The following is a 21,511-nucleotide window of genomic DNA, read 5'->3' on the forward strand; positions in this document are numbered from 1 at the left end:
AGTTAAGAAAGCATCAAACATCAGCGGCCTGAAGGATATTTTACCTATTAGCGACAGGAATTCGGTCCTTTACTCAAACTACGAAATATTCGATGCCTATGCTGGCGGAAATACGATAAAACAGCATTTCATGATCCGAGATCTCAAAGGAGGTCGTTCGAGATGTCCAGAGTAGTGTTTTTCGGGGTTGATCTGCACGGGCATGTGAATCCAACGCTCGGATTGATCCACAAGCTAATCGAGAGAGGCGAAGAGGTTTTCTACTATTGCAGTGATCCCTTTCGCGAGAAGATTGAACAGACAGGGGCGACCTTTCGCAGCTATCAAGGGCTGCTCAGCTTTGGCAGACATAATGGAACAGGGATAGAGACCCTGCTTATATTTGCGGACTTTATCATGGACAAGTGTCGGAACATCGTGGAGGCTCTGCGTGAAGAGGTTCGTGAATTGCAGCCTGACTATATCATCCATGACAGCTTCTGCTTGTGGGGAAAAGAGCTTGCCGCGGAGCTTCAAATACCGGGGATCTCCGTATTTTCAAACTTCCCCTTTATCGATGAGATGGCGAAGAAAGACCCGGCGTTTTTTATGGATGTTGTGCTGCTTGCTTCTGATGATCCCCTCTATCTTAAGCATAAGGGACAGCATGACCTGTACAAAAAGCTGATGGATAAGCTGTCTCGCGTCATCGGGCTCAAATATGGAAAGCCATCGATGAATGTCATGAATGATATCTTTTGCAGCAAGGAGCCGCTTAACCTAGTGTTTACCTCTCGTGAATTTCAAATCTATGAAGAGGTATTTGACGATACGCATGTGTTTGCGGGCTATGAGATTTATCCAAGGGAAGAGCCTTTGGACTTTCCATTCGAGCAGTTGGACGGCAGACCTTTAATCTACGCTGCCTTCGGGACGATTCTTCATAATCTGTCTGAGCTTTATCAGGCCTGCTTTGACGCATTGGGAGATTCCAAGTATCAAGTCGTCATGTCGCTTGGCATTCAAACCGATGTAGCATCATTAGGTCCAGTCCCCGACAACTTTATCGTTCGGCCATATGTGCCTCAATTGAAGCTATTAGGCAGGGCTGACGCCTTTATTACGCATGGCGGGGCGAATAGCATCTATGAATCGTTGTGCAGCGCAGTGCCTATGATCGTGCTGCCGCAGGTGTTTGACGAATTTATGGGGGCTTTGATGGTGGAACGGTCGGGTACGGGAATTTATTTGCGTGATCAACGGCCTACGAAAGAACAATTGCGAGAAATGGTGGAAGAGGTGCTGGAGAATCCTCTTTACCGTGAGAAATGCGAATGGATCATGCAATCCTTTAAGTCAGCAGGCGGCTTAGAGCATGCAGTAGATAAAGTCATACAATTTGCGAAACAGAAGGTGTGCCATGAATAAATTATCACGGCTGCTATTGTCGATAGGTTTAATCGCTATCCTTTTCATAAGTACGACCAATGGGATGCTGTCAGCAGCCGCTTCTACGATAGGTTCCGCCACAGTTAATGATATTGATGCTTATATCGAGGATATGCTGGACAAATCAAAGATTCCCGGAATGTCCGTGGTCATCGTAAAAGGGAACGAGACGGTCTACCAAAAAGGATTCGGTTATGCAGATGTCCAGAACGATGTGCCTGTGACGCCTGAGACGTTGTTTGAGCTTGGCTCCACGAGTAAAGCCTTTACGGGGCTTGCCTTGATCCAGCTGGAGGATCAGGGGCTAGTGAATCTAGAGGATTCTGTCTCGAAATACCTCCCATGGTTCGAGACTACTTATAAGGGCAAGCCCGCTGATATACGCATTAAGCATTTGCTGCATCATACAAGCGGAATTCCGTTCCATAGTATCGCGGACATTCCTGCCGCGGATGATGACCAGGCGCTAGAGAGAACGGTTCGTACTCAAATCGGGCAGAAGCTTGATCACGAGCCGGGCGAGAAATACGAATATGCGACCATCAACTATGATGTGCTTGCTCTTATCATTCAGCAAGTCTCTGGCATGTCCTATGAGCAATACGTTCAGCAGCATGTGCTGGATCCGCTGAATTTAAAGCAAACGTATATGTTCCGCGAGGATGCCGCTCGTGGCGAAATGGCAGTAGGATATAAGCTCAGCGTGCTCCGGCCATCAGCTTACGATGCCCCGATGTATCGAGGAAATACGCCTGCGGGCTATATCATTTCCAATACATTGGACGTGGCAGCATGGCTCAAGATCCAAATGGGAGCAGCACCAGAATCAAAGGACTTCGAGAAATGGCTCAATCGTTCCCATGAGCCAGATCGCTCTGTTGCGCCATCAGGTGATGGCTCTTCATATGCGGCAGGCTGGAGTGTCTATCAGGATGGAACCGGGATGCTGGCTCACGCAGGCGGCAATCCCAACTTCTCGACGTATTTCGTCCTGCGTCCAGCCGACGGTTATGGGGTAGCGGTGCTTACCAACATGAATTCCCCGTTTTCTGGAGCAGCGGCTCAAGGCCTCATGAACATGATTGCCGGCAAGGAAGTTCCTGAGCCTGCAAGCGATATGTACAAAAGCATCGATATGATTGCTTCCGTTGTGCTTCTCTTAACAATGCCCGTAATGCTGTTAGTCTTCTGGCTGACAGGGAAGGCTGTGTGGCAGGCAATTAGGGGCAGCCGCAGATATGTTGGCCGCCACGCTACAGCGGTTACCGGATTTGTAATCTTTGCTTTATTTATGGCAGGTCTTGCTTATTGCCTATACCAAATTCCAGATACGCTCTTCTGGGGCGTGAACTGGGCATTCGTGCAAGTGTGGGCGCCAAACACATTGATTTATGCTGTTTTCTCCTTGTTTGCAACCATTTGCTTGTTCGGCTTGTACTTCCTATTCACGACCGTATTTCCAAAGTCAGATGATCGTTCTTTCTTTGCCATAACCCTGCTTAGTGTAGCAAGCGGCTTTGGCAATGCACTCATTATCTTCATCGTGAATGAAACATTGAATCGAGATCTCGATAAGTTCCAAAGCGGCATGCTGCTCTACTTTGTTCTTGGGATAGCCATCTATGTATTTGGACAGAAGCTCGTGCGAACCAGGCTCGTTCGTATCGCGAATGACATGGTGTATGAGAAGCGGATGGAACTGCTAGGCAAGATTCTGAATACGTCCTATCAAAAAATCGAAGGCGTAGAGGATGGCAAAATTCCTGCCTCTCTCAATAACGATACAGAGGCGATTAGCGGCTTCTCCAACATTGTCATTACGGGAGCTACCAGCTTAGTCACTCTAATCAGCTGCTTTGTCTACATGGGCATGATTAGCCCGATGGGAGTCCTGATGGCAATCGGCTTTATCATCGTTGCTGCCGGCATTCATTACTTTACGGGCTTGAAGGCGAATCAGCTGTGGGAGCAAATGCGGGATATTCAAAACGTATTCTTCCGCTTTATTCATGACTTAACGGGCGGATTCAAAGAACTTAGCTTGAACCGAGACAAACGAGAAGATTTCAAGAAAGACATGCAGGACAACTGCCATGCTTACCGTGAGAAACGGATTGGCGGCGATCTCAAATTTGCGAACGTGAACGTAATCGGCGAGCTGCTGTTTACCTTCGTTATCGGTGCCGTGGTCTTCCTATTCCCGATATTGTTCACGGAGCTGAAGGTGAGCACGCTGCGCAATTATGTATTTGTTCTACTTTATATGACAGGTCCAGTTCATGGCATCCTGGGAACGATTCCGAACATCTTCCGTGTTCGTATCAGCTGGAATCGGATTAATGAGCTGTCACGGGAACTGGATGCCATCCAAGTAGCACAGCAGCAAGCTGCTACCAGTATCGAACCAGCGGAGACGATCGAGCTTAAGCTGCAATCCGTGGAATATCGGTACGGCAATCGCGAAGGCGAAAGCTTCGCTGTAGGACCGATCAACTGTGCTTTCGAGACAGGTCAGATTACCTTTATCACCGGTGGCAACGGAAGCGGAAAGTCAACGCTAGCGAAACTGATAACAGGACTCTATGAACCTATGCAGGGCGGAATAACGATAAATGGACAACCTGTCCCTGCAAGAGAGTTAAGCCAACAGTTTTCTGCGATATTCAGTGACTTTTATCTGTTTGAAAAGCTGTATGGCGTTCCTTACTCCTCGAAGCAGGCTGAGATTGAGCATCATCTGAATGTGCTCCATCTTCAGGATAAGGTTGAGATTCGTGACGGCTCCCTTAATACGACGAAGCTGTCGACAGGACAACGCAAACGGCTCGCACTGCTTATTAGCTATCTTGAAGATCGCCCAATCTGCTTGTTCGATGAATGGGCGGCAGACCAAGATCCGGAATATCGGGCATTCTTCTATCACACCTTGCTTCCTGAGCTTAAGCAAAGAGGGAAATGCATTATTGCCATTACGCATGATGACCGCTACTTCCATATGGCAGATCAGGTTATCAAGATGGAGCTTGGTCAGGTTGTGCAGGTAGAACAAAACGCTGAGATAAAAGCGAAGGAAACTCTCGTTTATTCGAAATAAAATCGATCTACTTGCCAGCATGAGAGGATGAAGCAAAATGAGAGAAAGTCGTTCAACCAAATTGGACAAGGCCAATGTGGAAGATATCCTAGCACTAACACCGATGCAGGAAGGCCTGCTGTTTCATTACAGAAGCGACAAGGACAAGGGATACTACACGCAGCAGTTTTCCGCACGCTTATCTGGTCATTGCTCGGTTGAAGCTGTTCGGCAAGCATGGCAGAGCGTTGCTCGTGCAAATGACGTGCTGCGAACGGTGTACCGTTGGGAGAAGCTTGAGAAGCCTGTTCAGATTGTGCTAAGAGAGATGGACATTCCGATCGTTGTAAATGATTACTCCAGCTATACGGCTGAACAGGCGGAGACGCTGATTGCAGAGCTTAAAGCTCGCGATCTCAAGAAAGAGCTTGATCTTGAAATTGAACCGATGCGAATTACGCTGTGTCTGATAGACAACGAGTCATGCGAGATGATTCTCACATGGCATCATATCTTATTTGATGGCTGGAGCAATGGGGTGCTGTTAAAGGAGTTTATACAAACCTATCAAGCCATCAAGGATGGATCGTCATCAGCTATAAGAACGAATGCAAAGACGCCATTCAAGCAATATGTTCAGCTCCTGCAGCGCCAAGACAAAGCTAAGCAGCGGCAGTATTGGGAGCAGGCGTTTAAGGGATGGCAGGAACGCACACAGCTAACGGAGCAGAAAGCGGCTTTTAACGAACGTGAAGCGGCTGAAGCGAGTAATAGATGTGATGTGAGCACGCTAACCCTCTCGTTCCAAGAGGTAGAGGCTATCTCTCACTATACGCAGCGGCATGAGATTACACTGGCTGCTTATCTATATGCAGCTTGGAGCTTGCTTCTCGGGCGTTACTGCGGAACGGAGGATGTGCTGTTTGGCACGACCGTATCAGGCAGAACACCAGAACTTTCTGGAATGGAAGAGATGATCGGCTTATTCATCAATACCGTACCGCTGCGGATATGTTGGACAGCAGATGACCCTGTTCAGCAGCTTGTTAAGTCTATTAACAATCAGCTTAAACAGCGTGTAGATTATGAGCTGACTCCACTCGTTGATATAAACGCTTATAGTGGCGCTGATTCTTACGAGCCGTTGTTCAACTCGATTATGGTGGTGGAGAACTACCCGTTGGATACGAGGATTGGCCAAGCGGGTGACTTGCGAATTGGGAAGTATGAGATGGTGGAATCGACGCACTATGGGCTGACGATTGGTGTTCAGCCAAAGGTGACCGGAGAGCTAGCACTAGAGTTTGCTTATGATCCTAATTCCTTCTCAAGGGCGATGATTGATCGGCTTGCCAATCACTATAAACAGATCGTCCTGCAAATGTTCAGCAAGGAGGAGGCGAAGATCAATGAGCTTCAGCTGCTGACAGCGGGTGAGAGGGAAGAGCTTCTCTCTTCGTTTAACCGCAGGTCTTCCAAGTGTCTCCAAGCTGGACAGCTAGAGTCTGACGAACTAGAACCTGTTGAAGAAGATGTTGTCCAGCTTCGATTTGAAAGACGAGTCCAAAAGTCACCGGACAGCATAGCCCTGATCAGCGGCGAACAGAGCTATACGTATCAAGAGATTGACCAAGCGGCCAATCGGCTGGCGCATCAGATCCGAACGCTTGGCATTCGTGCCGACGAGCCTGTCGCGATATGGCTTGATCGATCTGAACAGCTCCTTATTGCCATGCTTGCTGTACTCAAGTCAGGGGCCGCCTATGTGCCGATCGACTATGATTACGCGCCAGGTCGAATCAATCAGATTCTTCAGGACAGCGGAACAAGGATAGTGGTAGTGGACGACACTGGTCTCCCAGACTCCATTGCATTTGAAGGCACCTGCGTGTGCATAGAGAAGGAGATGCCAACCGCTAATACAGTTCAAGATAATCCTGTTCCTCTTGCGAGCAAAGCTAGAGATGCCGCGTACATCCTATACACGTCAGGCTCAACAGGGACGCCGAAGGGGGTAGTGGTTGAACACCGCAACTTGTTGGCCTATGTTGATGCCTTCCAGCATGAGTTTCACTTAAACGACAAAGATACCTTTTTGCAGCAAGCCTCGTGCTCCTTTGACCAATTTGTAGAGGAAGTATATCCGGTGCTGCTCGCTGGCGGGCAGGTTGTGATTGCGCAGAAGACCGATGTGATCGACATGCCAAAGCTGGTTCAGCTGATTGACCGTCATCACGTTACGATCGTGTCGTGCTCTCCTCTTTTAATGAACGAGCTTAATAAGCAATCCGGTATGGACAGCGTCCGAATCTTTATTAGCGGCGGAGACGTATTGAAGCCGGAGTATATGTCGGAGCTGATCAAGAAGGCAGCGGTCTACAACACCTATGGCCCGACTGAAGCGACGGTATGTGCGACGTATCATCGCTGCTCGCCGGAACCGGCTTCCAAAACCAGCATTCCTATCGGCAAGCCTATATGGAATTACCGCGTATATGTGCTGGATTCCTATGGGCATCCGCTGCCAGTTGGAGTGCCAGGGGAGATCTGCATCGCAGGAGCGGGTGTAGCGAGAGGCTACCTGAATCGACCAGATCTCACGGATCGGCATTTTACCACGGATCCTTTTGATGCACATGCGCGCATGTATCGCACAGGCGACATCGGGCTATGGCGTTCAGATGGCAGTCTGCTTTACGTCGGAAGAAATGACCAGCAAGTGAAGATTCGAGGCTATCGCGTAGAACCAGGCGATATCGAGCATCGTTTGCTTGATCTTGAAGCGATCGATGAAGCGGTTGTGCTTGCGCATCAAGATGAACACGGCATGATGATTCTTGCCGCATATGTCAGGATCAATCGTGACGTAACAGCGAATGAGCTGCGGGACGAGCTTTCGGCTTTTTTACCAGCTTATATGATTCCAACCTTCTTCTACCGTATCCACGAGGTTCCAAAGACTTCTAACGGCAAGCTGGACCGGAAGGCACTGCTTCAAGTGACAGACAGACTGGCTGTAACGGATCGCGCAGAGTTGTATCCTGCAAGCGAGGCTAGTGAGACCGAAAGCCGTATCCGACAAGTATGGCAGGAAGTGCTGAAGGTAGAGGCGATCGGGCTTCATGAGCATTTCTTTGATCTCGGAGGCAATTCGATCCTGCTTATGCAGCTTCACGCCAAGCTTGAGAAGGAATACGGCTGGGGCATTCAAATCGTCGATCTCTTTTCCTATACAACGATTACGAAGCTGGCCAAATGGATAGACGAAAAACACGGCGTCCCGAACAAAGAGGAACAGTCAACATGGAACGTTTATCAACAGCTCCCAGCAGCTTTTTTCCAGCATCACACGAGCGGCAGCGGCCTGGGAGTCGTACGGTTCCATCTTCAAGCCCAGCTTCAAGAGAGCATAGATAGATTGGCATTGGGTCATAACGTGGAAACGTTCGATGTGTTAACAAGCATCGCACTGTATTTGTTCAGCGAGTTGAATGAACAGCCTCATGCTTCGATCCACAGTCTGCAGAACGATAGTGAACAGGCTGTACCTTTATCTATAGCATTCTCATCGATTAGTGGGTTTGAGGAGCTGTTTCAGCAAGTACATCAGAGCCGAACTAACGATGCGAATGCTTATCTAATCGAACGCATGCAAGCGGCACATCTGAAAAAGGGAGCAGATGAGGTGCTTCCTCTTATTTATCGCCAACATGATCTTGATGTCAATGCGGCGTGGCTTGATATATACGATATGGCTTGGGGAATAGAGGATCAAGCTGATGAAGGTCAGCTGTCTATTTCGATCAAATTCAACGACAAGCGGTTAAAAAAGGAAGCGGTCCAAATGCTCGCTAACGGATATGTTGATCTGCTCCGTCAGTTGACCGCAAGCCGCGTGATGTCGTAAGGAGGAATCGTAGATGAGAAAGCTAGCGCTTCTATTTCCAGGTCAAGGCTCGCAATATATTGGGATGGGCCAGGACCTGCTTGAACGTTCGGCTGCAGCAAGAGCGGCATTCGCTGAAGCCAATGAGGTATTGGGCTTTGATCTTCAAGCGCTTATCGCAAATGGCAGCTCTGAGAAACTGACGCGAACGGAGAATGCGCAGCCTGCGCTGCTTACCGTGAGCGTTGCAGCATTCCGAGTATATATGGAGGAAGTCGGCGTAGTGCCTGCCTATTCGGCGGGTCACAGCTTAGGCGAATTCTCTGCGCTGACTTGTGCTGGCGTAATGACATTCCAAGATGCGCTAAGGCTTGTAAGACGGAGAGGTCAACTGATGCAGGAAGCAGCAGCCGAGGGCACTGGCGCCATGTGCGCGATTATAGGCGCCGATCCCAATCGTGTTGAAGAGGCTTGCCAGCGGGCATCGATCTCCGAACAGCAGGAGGTGGTTATCTCCAACTATAATTCTTCCGGACAGCTCGTGATTTCTGGGCATCGAGCGGCAGTCGAGGAGGCGGCACGCGAGCTCGAAAGACACAGCACACGCATCGCGTTTTTACAAGTAAGCGCGCCTTTCCATAGTCCGCTGATGAAAGGAGCGGCCATTCGCTTCAAAGAGGAGCTGGCATCCTGCACCTATAGCACGTTCCGATGGCCGGTAATATCGAATGTCACTGGCAAACCGTATGAATCTCCGGATCAGGTCGTCGATTATTTGACTGAGCAGCTGACTGCTCCTGTGCGGTGGGATGAGACGATGAAACTGTTTGTGGAGCAGGGGGTTAGCCTTGCAGCGGAGCTTGGTGCTAAGCAGGTGCTGACACAGTTCATGCGAGCAGACGCCAAGTCCGTTATGTGCTATCCATATGAAAAAGCAGCAGAGCTTGATGCGCTTCAAAAGGAGCTTGAAGCCGACATTATGGATCAGGCCCGTCATCAAGCTACAAACAATGTGGTTACACGGTGCCTTGCAGCTGCCGTATGCACACGCAACCGGAATTGGGATTCGGAGGCGTATGAACAAGGCTTCATTCTGCCATATCGGCAGGTCCAACGACTGCAGGAGCAATTGGATGAGACCGGCGAACCGCCTACACAAGCTCAGATGCAGGAGGCGCTTAAGCTGCTAAAGCAAATGCTGGATACCAAAATGGTGCCTCAACAAGAGCAGCAGAAGCGATTTGCCGACATTCTAGAGAAAACGGGCACTGCTGCATTGTTTCCAGAATTCTCACCTGATTCATGGGTAATCGCTTAATGATGTGATGCGGAGGTGATCAAGGTGGATTTTCAGTCAATCAAATTAAACCGCAAGTCTGCTGCAGCGCTTGAGGATGTAGCCTTTGATCGAACATCGAATCAGGATATCGCGATTGTCGGCATTGCGGTGAAGCTGCCGCTCGCCGACACGGTTGAGCAATTTGCTCACAATCTAAGATCAGGAAGGGATTGTGTTAGACCAATCCCTTCCCTGCGCAAGCAGGATACCGATTTGTATTTTAAGAAAATAGGGTACGATCCGGAGGGCTTGGCTTACGGAGAGGCCGCCTATCTTGATGAAATCGATAAATTTGATTATTCCTTCTTTAAGCTTTCGCCGCGAGAAGCAAGCTTGCTGGACCCGAACCAGCGACTGTTTTTAGAGACAGCCTGGCGGGCAATTGAGGATGCTGGCTATGGCGGCGGCAAGCTTGCAGGGAGTCGGACAGGCGTCTATGTTGGCTACGGCTCGGATGCAGACTACTTAAAGCTGATTCGAGAGGTGGAGCCAGAGGCTGTCTCCATGTCTATGGCAGGCAATGTACGTCCCATTATCGCAAGCCGCTTATCGTACTTGATGAATCTCCGGGGCCCAAGCTTCATTGTCGATTCAACGTGTTCCTCTTCGCTGGTAGCCGTTCACCTGGCGTGCCAGGCGATTCGTAGTGGCGAGTGTGATTCCGCGATTGTAGGCGGAATTCAGCTTCACCTGGTTCCCATTCGTGAATATGAGGTAGGCATTGAATCCTCCACATCACGAGCGAGAACGTTTGATGATCAAGCTGACGGGACCGGGACCGGCGAGGGAGCTGTAGCGATGATGCTGAAGCCGCTCGAACAAGCGATTGAAGCTCGTGATCACATTTATGCTGTGATCAAGTCGAGTTCCCTGAATCAGGATGGCGGCTCCGTAGGCATCACCGCTCCTAATGCGGAGGCACAGGAGGCAGTGATTGTTGACGCGTGGAAGCAGGCGGATATCGATCCCGAGACCATTGGATATATCGAGACCCACGGCACGGGGACAAAGCTTGGAGATCCGATTGAAGTGGAAGGGTTGAAGCGGGCTTTCCGACGCTTTACGGACAAACGGCAGTTTTGTGCGATCGGGGCACTAAAGAGCAGCATTGGCCATTTGGATAATGCCGCGGGCATTGCAGGTTTGCTCAAAGCTGTTCTTTCGCTAAAGAACAAATGCATCTATCCGACGCTTCATTTTGATCGGCCGAATCGAGTGATTGATTTTGCGGAATCTCCTGTATATGTGAACGATAAGCTGATGGAATGGGAAAGCAGCCCATATCCTCGCAGATGTGGAGTGAGCTCCTTTGGCATTAGCGGTACGAACTGTCATGTTGTGGTGGAGGAGGCTCCAGCAGAGCGCGCCTCATTGCATTCACAGCTGGATGAATATCGACTGTTCGTACTGTCTGCACATACAGTGTCTGCATTGGAGAACTATGTGCAGGCAAGCTTGGATTATGTAACGCGTCATCCCTCCATTAATGTTGGCGATCTATGCTATACCTTGAGCACGGGCAGAGGACATTATCGTTACCGGATTGCGATCGCGGCGAAAAGCACGGAAGAGCTGGTTGCAGAGCTGAGTAGCTTGCAGGCCGCTGGATTCAAGGATGCGGAAGAACAATCACAGGAGGCGATGAGCAGCTCCTTATATGCCGGTTCGTGTGATCGAGCAGATTCGAACCCTGAAGCGATTCGTGCAGCGGCAGAAGCGGCATTAAGTGCGTACCTATCCTCTGATAGACAGGATCGTGCGCGTTGTGCCGAGTTAGGCAGGCTCTATGTGCAAGGCGCAAGCATGCCATGGGACCGACTGTATCGGAAGGAGCGAAGAAGACGCCTCAGCTTTCCAGCTTATCCATTTGACCGCTATCGTTGCTGGGTGAGGCTGACAGATCAATCACCTCGGGCTAAATCACGAATTTCCCCGACTAAAAACATTAGCGCTAACGAAGTCAGGAAGAATGACGGTCATGATCCGGTTCAACATGCGTTCTATCATCAGCGTAGATGGCTCCATGAGCCGCTGCCGAAGGATGTTCGAAAAGAGCGGGGAAGGGAGACGATTCTGCTCCTGACGGAGAAGGATCAGCTTAGCAACCCATTTATAAGCAGATGGACAACAGCTGGTTCGAAAGTTATCGAGGCTGTCATGGGTGATCGCTATGAACGAGTCGATGAGACGAAGTATATCATACGGGACGAGATAGAAGATTATGAACGTTTGCTGGCAAATGCACTCGGTTCATTCGATGGACAAGATATATTCCATGCATCACATTCAGTAGATGCGCAAAATACACTCGAGTCTGCAAGTGGACGATCTCTTCAACTTGTAGATCTGCGGTTTGCTGCCAGCAGTCATGCACCGGAGACAATAGTGCAGCATGAAGAGCAAATGGGTCAATCGATATATCGGCTCTATCGGCTGATGCACGCACTGACACGTCGGGAAGGTCATGAATCGATTGCCGTTACGCTGGTTGCTTCCAATGCAGATGAGGTGACGTCAGAGCAGGCAAGGATTCGTCCAGAGCAATTCGCCATGATCGGGCTGAGCAAGGCTGTTGGTTGGGAGAAGCCGAATCTTAGAATCCGTTGGGTGGATGTGGACTTACAGTCGGATATGGAAGAGTGCGTTTGCACTGAGCTGGAAAGCGAATCAAATGAGTATTGGACAGCTTATCGTGAAGGCAAACGTTATGTGGAGCGAGTAGATGTGCTGGAGCTGAAGGCAGCCGAATCCAATTCCGCAAAGATGTTACCGATCGATTCCAAGGAAACAAACGGAATCTATCTCCTTACAGGCGGCCTTGGCAGCATCGGACTGCTGATCGCTTCCCATTTGGTAAAAGCATCAAATGGCAGCATCAGCCTTGCCTTGATGGGAAGAACGGCTTTGCCGCCAAGAGAGCAGTGGGCTGAATTAGAACAAACGGAACTAGCACGTGTAGTAGATCAGGAGAAAAGAATGATCTATGCGATACGTGCTATTCGTGAAATGGAGGGTGCCGGTGCGCAGATTGAAGTTATCCAAGCGGATGCCTCGAATCATGAGCAGCTGAGTAAGGCGATAACAACTCTGCGAGAGCGCTATGGGCGAATTGCTGGCATCGTTCACGCTGCAGGGGTCTCCGAAGGCAATCTAATGAGCCGATTGTCGGAGGAAGAACTGCGTTCGGTCATCGCGTCCAAGACGACAGGGACGTGGCTGCTGGATCATTTAACACGGCAGGATAAGCCTGACTTCTTGGTTCTCTTCTCGTCCGCTATAACGTTGGTGGGCGGAATCGGCTCAGGTCCATATACCGCGGGCAATGCCTATTTGGATGGATATTCGGCTTATCGCAGCCGTCTTGGCTTGAGAACGTTAACGATCAATTGGCCGGCTTGGAAGCAGGATGAGACAGAGATCGTGGATGAATCGAAGGAGATGTTCTGTCTTATGGCTGAAGAGGACGGCATCATGGCATTCCAAGCGCTTCTCCTAGCATCTGAAGCCGCTCCCGTACGTCAAGCGATTGTCGGGAAATGGAATCGCAGCAGCCACTTGTTTGCTCTAAGAGAGCTGCTTCCGTTTCGCCAATCGGAGCAGGTTCAACAGGCCTTGACGCTATCATCAGTACCCGATACGGACGTAAAGACGAATTCGAGGCGTTCAGCAGGTGCTTCAATCGGTAGTCCTGAGGCGCCGCATATAGGGCCTAGTACTCGAAACGAGATCGAAGAAGTGGTGCTGGGGGCTTGGAAGGAAGTGCTTGGCTACGAGGAACTGGATGTGCATGCCAACTTCTTTGAGATCGGCGGGGATTCCATTCTGATCACGAGGGTACATCATTATATCGATGAGGAGTTCCCCGGTCTGACTACGGTGGCGGATATGTTCTCGTATCCAACGGTTGCTCGGATAACCGACCATCTACATGCCGTCGTTTCCAATAAGGAAGAAGCAGGTGTCCCGGTGCTGGGGGCGTTTGAAGCAGATTCCTTGAATGAAGCGATACTTGAGCTGATTGAGCAAGTGAAGCGAAAAGAAATATCCATCGAGCATGCGGTTGATCAATATCGCGGGATGGAGGTCGCACATGGATAAACTAGCGAGTCAAATCTTTGAGCAGGTTGCGAATGGTCAATTGAACGAGAAGGCTGCGATGCAGCTGCTTCGAACGCTTAAGGAGCAGCAACCGACTGAGCGCAAGGATATTGCAATCATTGGACTTTCCTTAAAAATGCCTGGAGCGGATAATCTCCCGCAGTTCTGGAGCAACCTTGAGCAGGGCCGAGATTTCATCGGGCCGCTGTCGGAAGAGCGTCAGCGGGATAGCCTAGGCTTTATCCGCACCTTTACCCAGCTGCAAGCGGACTCCGTTCCATTTAGCCATGGCGGATTTATGCAGGATATCGATAAGTTTGACTATGCCTTTTTCAATCTATCTCCAAAGGAAGCCTCCTTAATGGATCCGAATCAGCGGCTGTTCTTGCAGGCTGCCTGGGAGGCGATTGAGGATGCGGGCTATGGAGGCAAGCGAATTCAAGGCAGTAAAACAGGCGTTTATCTTGGATATGCGGATTGGCCTGTATATGGCCAGTACATTACCAAAAATCAGCCCTCGCAGATTCCGATGGCAAGCACAGGCAACACGCCTTCCATTATTGCAGGCCGCATTGCTTATATGCTGGATTTGCAAGGTCCTGCATTGCTGGTGGATACAGCCTGCTCCTCCTCGTTGGTAGCGGTGCACCTTGCCTGTATGGCGCTTAGAAATGCAGAATGCGAGATGGCTATCGCAGGTGGAGTAAAGGTATGCCTAATGCCAGTGGATGGACTATTTGAGATTGGCATCGAATCCTCCAATCGAAAAACGAGCGCATTCGACGAAAGCTCCGATGGGACGGTCTGGGGGGAAGGAACAGTCGCATTGCTGCTCAAGCCATTAAGCCAGGCTCTTCGAGACAAAGACCCCATTCATGCGGTCATTCGTGGCAGCGCCATGAACCAGGACGGGACATCCGTAGGATTAACCGCACCTAATGCCGCTTCGCAGGAGAAGCTTCTCATGCGAGCATGGAAGGATGCGGGCGTTCATCCGGAGACGATCGGCTATATCGAGGCCCACGGTACAGGAACGAAGCTTGGCGATCCGATTGAGGCTGATGGAATCCGTAGGGCATTCCGCCACTATACGAATCGCAAACAGTTCTGTGCCATCGGCTCAGTTAAGACCAATGTCGGGCATTTGGATGCCGCTTCAGGAGTTGCTGGATTAGCGAAGGCAATCGCAGCACTCAAGTATAAGAAGCTGCCGCCAACGCTTCATTTTACGAGGCCGAACCGGAATATTGCCTTTGAAAGCTCCCCGCTCTATGTCAATGATCGCTTAGAGCATTGGGAGAAGAGCGGAGAGCATCCGAGACGATGCGGCGTAAGCTCTTTCGGCTTCAGCGGCACGAATTGTCACCTCGTTCTAGAGGAAGCGCCGTTAGGCGATCCTCGCTCAGACCAAGGCGATCCGAATCGTGATGATCAGCTCATGGTTCTATCGGCTAAGAGCAGGCCTGCGTTATTGCGGCTCCTTCAAGCCTATGTTCGTGAGCTCCCTAAGCTTGAAGGAAGCTTTTCGGACCTGAGCTTCACAGCGCAAACAGGGCGAGGGCATTATAGCTGCAGATTGGCGATCATCGCAAACAGCATTCCAAGCTTATTGGACAAGCTGTACACCGTGCTGGAAGCAGGCTTAGATGGCCTTGAAGATACATCGGAAAAAGGCATTTTCTATAGTGAGCATCGAGTTGCAAACGGTCGCAAAGAGAGTCGGAAGCGCGGCGAATATACATCAGACGAACTCAAAGCTCGAAGCGAAGCAGCCAATGAGCTGATCCATCAAAGAGTCTCAACGGGTGGCGGAATGGATAAGGGAGTGTTCGACAAGCTTGCCCAGCTCTATGTCCTAGGTGCAGATGTGAATTGGGAGGTGTTATATGAGGGGCGTCCATCCTCAAAGCTGAATCTCCCAGTCTATCGCTTTGAAACGTCACGCTGCTGGATTGATCCAGCGGCAGATACGCTGCCAGCATGGACGATCCCTGCTGCGGCTGAATTAAGTAGAGAAGCAGTCACAGCATCATTGGCAAGCCTGAGTGAAAGAGCAGAAGCGTATGTTCCTATACTAAATGGCAGAGCGGATGGAAGCTATACGTCAACCGAAATGCGATTAGCCGCGCTGTGGGAAGAGCTGTTAGGAGTCAAGGAGATCGATATTGACGATGACTTCTTTGAGCTTGGCGGCAACTCGATACTTACCATACGCGTTGAAGTAGAGCTGGAACAGGCGGGGATTTCATTTGAATCCGACCTCTTGTATCGGTACTCGACGATTCGCGAGGCTGCTTCCTATATCGAGCAGCAGTCCAGTGGACAAGCTCAACGAGCCGCTGCCTCCAGCGATTCCGCCGTTTCGATTGCTTCGAATGACTCTAGTGAGGCGATCGATGCCCTTCATTTTTATGAAGGCAACGAGGAAGCAGCCGTTCACCCACAGGCACAAGTTGCTGCTGCGGCGTTTGAAAGTGGTATTTCAGAGGACAGCATCATTGATCAAGCCGCCGCAGCATTGGAACTGGAACAGGGTACTCGAAACGGCGAGAGGGCGAATAATGATTACTATCCATCAGGCAATTCGGTCATGCTTCCTCATATCGAGCCATTTAACGATCTCTATTACCGCAATTGCTTTTACAATTCCTTTTTCCCAGTAGTCAAGCACTTTGGGGGCAGCATTCTGCCGTATCTCATCAACGATTTACTTTTATATCAGCGATCCGATACAGAAGGAACGCAGGGCTATGAACTGCGATACGAAGAGGTAGAGCCCCAGGAAAAGCTCTTCCAACAAATGAATTTATCGGTCCAAACCCAGTATGCATTTGGGGAAATCAAGAATGTGCTCGTTGAAAGCATTAGCCAAGGAGATCCCGTTATCGTTTGGGTCGACTGCTACGAGATGCCATTCCGCAACGACGCTTATCTGAAGCAGCATGTAGATCATACGTTGCTGGTATATGGATTTGATGAGAGATCTCAAATGTTTCATATCATCGAGCATGACCGACGGGAAAATCTCTCCTACAAGCCTTGCTTGATCGCATTTGATGATCTTGTCCGTGCTTGCAAAGCCTATGAGACGCATTATCAACAGCTAGAGCCTCGAGCTGCTTATTATGTCATTCATCACCATCAAGATGCTCCATATTGGGAGCCAACGATTCATGAATTGAAGCAGCGTTTCGAGTGCCACTTGGCAGCGAATCGCCTTCGTCTGCAGGGGAGCATGACGGTGCTGCAGCAATTCGCAGCCTGGTTTATCGAAGCGAGCTCTAATGAAGAGAGCATGAAGCAGCACGTGGAATCGATCATCGAGATGCTGAATCAGATTCTCAATGCGAAGCAGGTGGAGGGATACCGATTAACGGCTCTCTATGGCGAGGAAGCTTCTCTTCTAACCGCTCATCGCGAATGTGTTGAGCATTGGGACACCATTCGCAAGGGAATCGTTCGATTCTTCTATGCTCCAATCTATCAGGAGGAGCGAATCGAGGCTATTCATGCGAGATGGGAGCGACTGGTTGCAGCAGAACAGCAGTTTCTGTCTCAGCTTTTTAATGAGCTTCAACCCATTTAATATATAACCAATCATTTAGGAGGAACGAAGATGACAATCGAAACAAAGGACGAACTAAGACAGAGAGTAATTGACCTGCTGAAGGACAACGTCGATGATCCCAGCTTGCTTGACCAATGCGACCCTGATGAGGATTTGTCATCGCTAGGCATTAATTCCTTAACCTTTATCAAGCTTGTGATTGCAACAGAGATGGAATTTGGCGTGTCGTGGAGTGATGAGGACCTTGATTTCCGTAATTTTAGCACGATTAATCAAATTATGAATTATATCAGCTTGAATCAGAACGAGGAACAATAAGAGGGGGATGACTTATGCTAACGAAGGCAGGTAGACTCGGAGGAGTGGCTCTAGAGGAGCATGTTCGCAATCTAGCACCAGAAATCAAGCAGCTTACATTGTTCCCGTCAGAGCTTTGTAACTATCGCTGCAATTTCTGCCATATATGGGGAGAAACCGGCTGGGCGCTTAAAGAGCCGCAACGTGCGATCCGTGAACAGCTCGATATTGATGTACTAAAGGGATTTCTTGACGAGGTTACTGCGGTAAATAAAAATCTCGGTGTCATCATTACAGGCGGCGAGCCGATGCTTTATAAGCACTTTACCGAACTGGTCGAGCATTTGCGGAAGCGCAAGGCGAATATTTACCTGCTGACCAATGGTTCGTTAATTAAAAACCGCGTTGAATTCATTATGGAAAACATCGTCGCGATGAACATTTCGATTGATGGGCCGGAAGAGTTCCATGACGCGATTCGCGGAAAAGGCAGCTTCCAGAAGATTTGCGAGAACATCGACGCGCTGATTGAGGAAAAACGCAGACGGAAGAAGATGTTCCCGTTTATCAATATTACGATGGTGCTTTCGCCATCCAACTATCTCAGCATTAAGCAGTTTATGCGTGCGCTTCGCGAACGTTTCCAGGATGCCGATGTCGTCCTGCACGATCCTCGCAACCCATGGTCCAAACGTCGTGACTTGTCTGTGAACCTGGCTCCACTCTTATTTACGACACCAGAACGCGGCCAGGCTTATGCGACTCAGATGAAGCATGACTTAGGCTGCGATGTCTCGCCAGCTTGGCAGGGCTTTGTTGAAGAGTCCATTCCGATGGATACACAGCTTTTGAAAAAGGAACTAGAGGAGCTGTGGGCAGAAGAAGGCATTGATTCCTCTCACTATATTGATATTCACGATTACTATACGGACATTGAGAACGTATTTGGCCGCTCCAAGTGCGTGGCGCCTTGGCATGAGCTAATTATTCGCCGTACAGGCGATGTATATCCATGCGTTGACTTACCGGATTTCAAGTATGGCAACATCTATGAGAATACATTTACGGAAATGTGGGAGGGCGAGCGTGCGACCCAATTCCGTGATTACTTAAGAACGACCAATCTGATGATGTGTAATCGATGCACACGGATGTTTGCAGATCCAGAATCATTTTAATGCCTAAGAATTGCAACCTAGCCAATGGAGGTCAGTCGCATGAACATCGTTGAAATGCAAACTGTACTTGCTGATAAGACCAAGAGAAGCGTCAAGCTTCCATTTGAGATGCCGAAGGTATATGGCTTTTTGGGGCATGCCTATGTGCTTGGCATTCTGCAGCCATATGAGTATGCACAGCCGTGGATTCATACAAGCTATATTCAATTATTTATCGCGAAGCATTATTTGAATGATTTGCAGGAGTATCGACTTGATTTCTACCCAGACCTGATGATTGCTTATAACAACATGCCATGGTTGAGCTATAAGCATTCAGACAAGGTCCTTCTTGATCGATTAGGAGTGGATATTCACCGATACCTTATTGCGCAGCTTGAGCGAGAGTATTATGTCGTTACGTATGTGGATGAGTACTATATTCACAACTCAATCTGCTATCAACAGAACCATTTTGTGCATGACATTTTCATCTATGGTTATGATCTGGATCGTCAAATCTATCATGTTGCGATCTTTGATAAGAACCGTCAGTTTACGATGCAGGAGGTTACCTTCGAGCAATTCGAGCAGGCCTACGTGTCGCAAGGTAAAGCATCTCAGTCGCTGATCAGCTCATGCAAAAGGATGGAGCCTTTGGACTATGAAAGCAGCAAATATGGCTCCGGGGTAGGCCGATATGATTTTGATCTGCAGCTACTAATAGGCGTGCTGGAGGACTATCTAGCGGGTAGAAATACGACTGAACGCTTTAAGCTCGAAAGACATCCGATGGAAGGCTATTTTGGTGTTGAGGTGTACCCTTATCTCCAAGAATTTATTACACGTGTCATTGACGGCGTACAGAACTTCGACGTTCGTCAGCTTCATATCCTATGGGAACACAAGAGGATGATGGTGGGAAGGATTCAATACTTGCAGCAGTTAGGCTATCTCCAAGAAGATACTCTGCTGTTAGCCGAAGCCGAGCGTCTTGAGAAGCAAGCCTACACCCATCGCAATCTCATGCTGAAAGGTTTTATGAGTCAAAATAGAAGCATTCTACAGCCGCTTGTAAACTCACTCGAAGATATGTTGGTCGCAGAGAAGGCATTGATTACCCAATTAATCGAGGAGCTTCGCAAGTAAATAGAGATAGGAGGGAGTGGGCATGTTGGACGTATCGATCATTATCCCCGTGTATAATAAAATGGAGCAATTAGAGCGTTCACTCTATTTTGTTGCGAACCAGATCGTCGATACAGGAATAGCGCTTGAAGTCGTCGTTATCGATGATGGTTCGACGGAGCCCGTAAAGGACATTATCGATTCTTATTCAAACCAAATTCATAATTTGAAATATATATATTTGGAGCGGGATAAGCACTCCTGCCGTTCGCGGACTCGCAATGTGGGCATACGCGAGAGCAGCGGCCGCATTCTCGTGTTCCTCGACTGCGGCATTGTTATTCCGGACTTCTTCATTGAGCGTGTCGTCAGCCGAATCGGCGATAGCGAGAATATGGTGCTCTATCATTATGTCATGGGTGCATTTACGGACCCTATTAAAGAGGATTTATCAATCATTGAACATGTTGAACCGTGGAATCTTGCCGCAATATGTGAGCAGCTTCGATATCATCCGGAGTGGGAGGATATGCGGACCTCGCACTTTGAGCTGGTCGACCATGACCTGAATCGGATGGATGCGCCTTGGTCGATGGGATGGGGCGGCGCCGTCAGTGCTTCACGCGAAATTGTGCTTCAAGCAGGAGGCTTTGATGAGACGCTAAAGGGCTGGGGAGCCGAGGATACGGATTTCGCGTATCAGCTTCATAAGCATGGTGCCTCGATGTACGCGACAGATGACATTTGCACGCTGCATCTGCCGCATCCTTCCGACGATAATATCGATCAGAAGATCAAGTCCAGCTACTTGAACCGCAAGAAAATGCATATGAAGCATCGCACCTTTGATACCGAGATTTATCCCTATTCAGCGGATTTGCATTTCGATCTGATCATGGCCAAGTTTAATCGGCTGGTGACTCATTATTATGTGCCAGCGTACAGCGATTCCTTGATTGAGCTGCTGAACCGTGAATATATCCAGGGAGTAGAGCGTTCAGCAATTATCGGCGCGGACAGTCATGCTATCCTCTCTGCATTGAAGGTGTCTCACGTCTTTTTGCAAAACAAAGGATTGCTGGAACGCTATCAAGGCACCTGGCCGGAGAAAGAATTTGTTTATTTGTTAGGGCTCGATACGTTATATGTATCCAAGCACTTCGACGTTATCATCGTAACGGATTACTTTAGAATGTTTAGTGAGCCTCTCATCGGTATTATGCTGAAAGAGCTTTATCGAATCAGCAAAAAAGTCGTGTTTCTATACAACGACAGCTATGTCTCTTATCTTGCAACGACTGCGGGATGGACATGGCACAGCAGACAGGAGCTGGAGCAGCTCTTTGAACGCAGCAAACTGATGTCTCATACAGAGCGACAGGTTGGCGATTGCAAGGTGTTTGAGGTTGGCAAAGCGGTTACGGTTGTTGTTTAAGCAAATACGTCTGGCAGTTTACTTGCCGAGCTATTGCAGAGATGCACCTCTGCAATAGCTCGGCTTTTTTCTATTCCATAAGAATAGTGAAGAGACATCGGT

The 21,511-nt window shown here is 49.2% G+C and carries 10 protein-coding genes; all 10 read left to right on the plus strand.

Annotation, left to right across the window (positions count from 1 at the left end):
* The first annotated feature begins 162 nt into the window (after positions 1-162).
* The 10 genes from I2H74_RS22890 to I2H74_RS22935 are packed head-to-tail and all read left to right on the plus strand — an operon-like array spanning position 163 to position 21,409.
* Positions 163-1,407, plus strand: a complete 1,245-nt coding sequence (locus I2H74_RS22890; protein ID WP_195576561.1) for a macrolide family glycosyltransferase — start codon at positions 163-165, stop codon at positions 1,405-1,407.
* On the plus strand, positions 1,400-4,522 hold the full coding sequence (locus tag I2H74_RS22895; protein ID WP_195576562.1) for a cyclic peptide export ABC transporter: 3,123 nt from the start codon (positions 1,400-1,402) through the stop codon (positions 4,520-4,522). The genes I2H74_RS22890 and I2H74_RS22895 overlap by 8 nt, the downstream gene beginning before the upstream one ends.
* Before the next feature lie 37 nt (positions 4,523-4,559).
* Positions 4,560-8,408: a non-ribosomal peptide synthetase gene (locus I2H74_RS22900; RefSeq protein WP_195576563.1), complete on the plus strand. Its 3,849-nt coding sequence runs from the start codon at positions 4,560-4,562 to the stop codon at positions 8,406-8,408.
* 13 nt (positions 8,409-8,421) lie between these two features.
* Positions 8,422-9,705: an ACP S-malonyltransferase gene (gene fabD, locus I2H74_RS22905; RefSeq protein WP_195576564.1), complete on the plus strand. Its 1,284-nt coding sequence runs from the start codon at positions 8,422-8,424 to the stop codon at positions 9,703-9,705.
* A 24-nt stretch (positions 9,706-9,729) separates the two neighbouring features.
* Complete coding sequence (locus tag I2H74_RS22910; RefSeq protein ID WP_195576565.1) at positions 9,730-13,824, plus strand: SDR family NAD(P)-dependent oxidoreductase; 4,095 nt, start codon at positions 9,730-9,732, stop codon at positions 13,822-13,824.
* A complete protein-coding gene (locus tag I2H74_RS22915; RefSeq protein ID WP_195576566.1) occupies positions 13,817-17,410 on the plus strand; it encodes a beta-ketoacyl synthase N-terminal-like domain-containing protein in 3,594 nt (1,197 codons plus the stop codon). The genes I2H74_RS22910 and I2H74_RS22915 overlap by 8 nt, the downstream gene beginning before the upstream one ends.
* A gap of 30 nt (positions 17,411-17,440) precedes the next feature.
* Positions 17,441-17,710 (plus strand): acyl carrier protein, encoded by a 270-nt coding sequence (locus tag I2H74_RS22920; RefSeq protein ID WP_195576567.1) that lies wholly within the window; start codon positions 17,441-17,443, stop codon positions 17,708-17,710.
* Between the two features lie 14 nt (positions 17,711-17,724).
* Positions 17,725-18,867, plus strand: coding sequence for a radical SAM/SPASM domain-containing protein (locus tag I2H74_RS22925; RefSeq protein ID WP_195576568.1), 1,143 nt, complete (start codon positions 17,725-17,727; stop codon positions 18,865-18,867).
* A 39-nt stretch (positions 18,868-18,906) separates the two neighbouring features.
* Positions 18,907-19,995 carry a hypothetical protein gene (locus I2H74_RS22930; protein WP_195576569.1) on the plus strand — a complete coding sequence of 363 codons (1,089 nt, stop codon included), beginning with the start codon at positions 18,907-18,909 and terminating at the stop codon, positions 19,993-19,995.
* Between the two features lie 22 nt (positions 19,996-20,017).
* Complete coding sequence (locus I2H74_RS22935; RefSeq protein ID WP_195576570.1) at positions 20,018-21,409, plus strand: glycosyltransferase family 2 protein; 1,392 nt, start codon at positions 20,018-20,020, stop codon at positions 21,407-21,409.
* Positions 21,410-21,511: the final 102 nt, after the last annotated feature.

The sequence above is a fragment of the Paenibacillus sp. 1001270B_150601_E10 genome (genome assembly GCF_015558675.1).
Lineage (GTDB): Bacteria > Bacillota > Bacilli > Paenibacillales > Paenibacillaceae > Paenibacillus_B.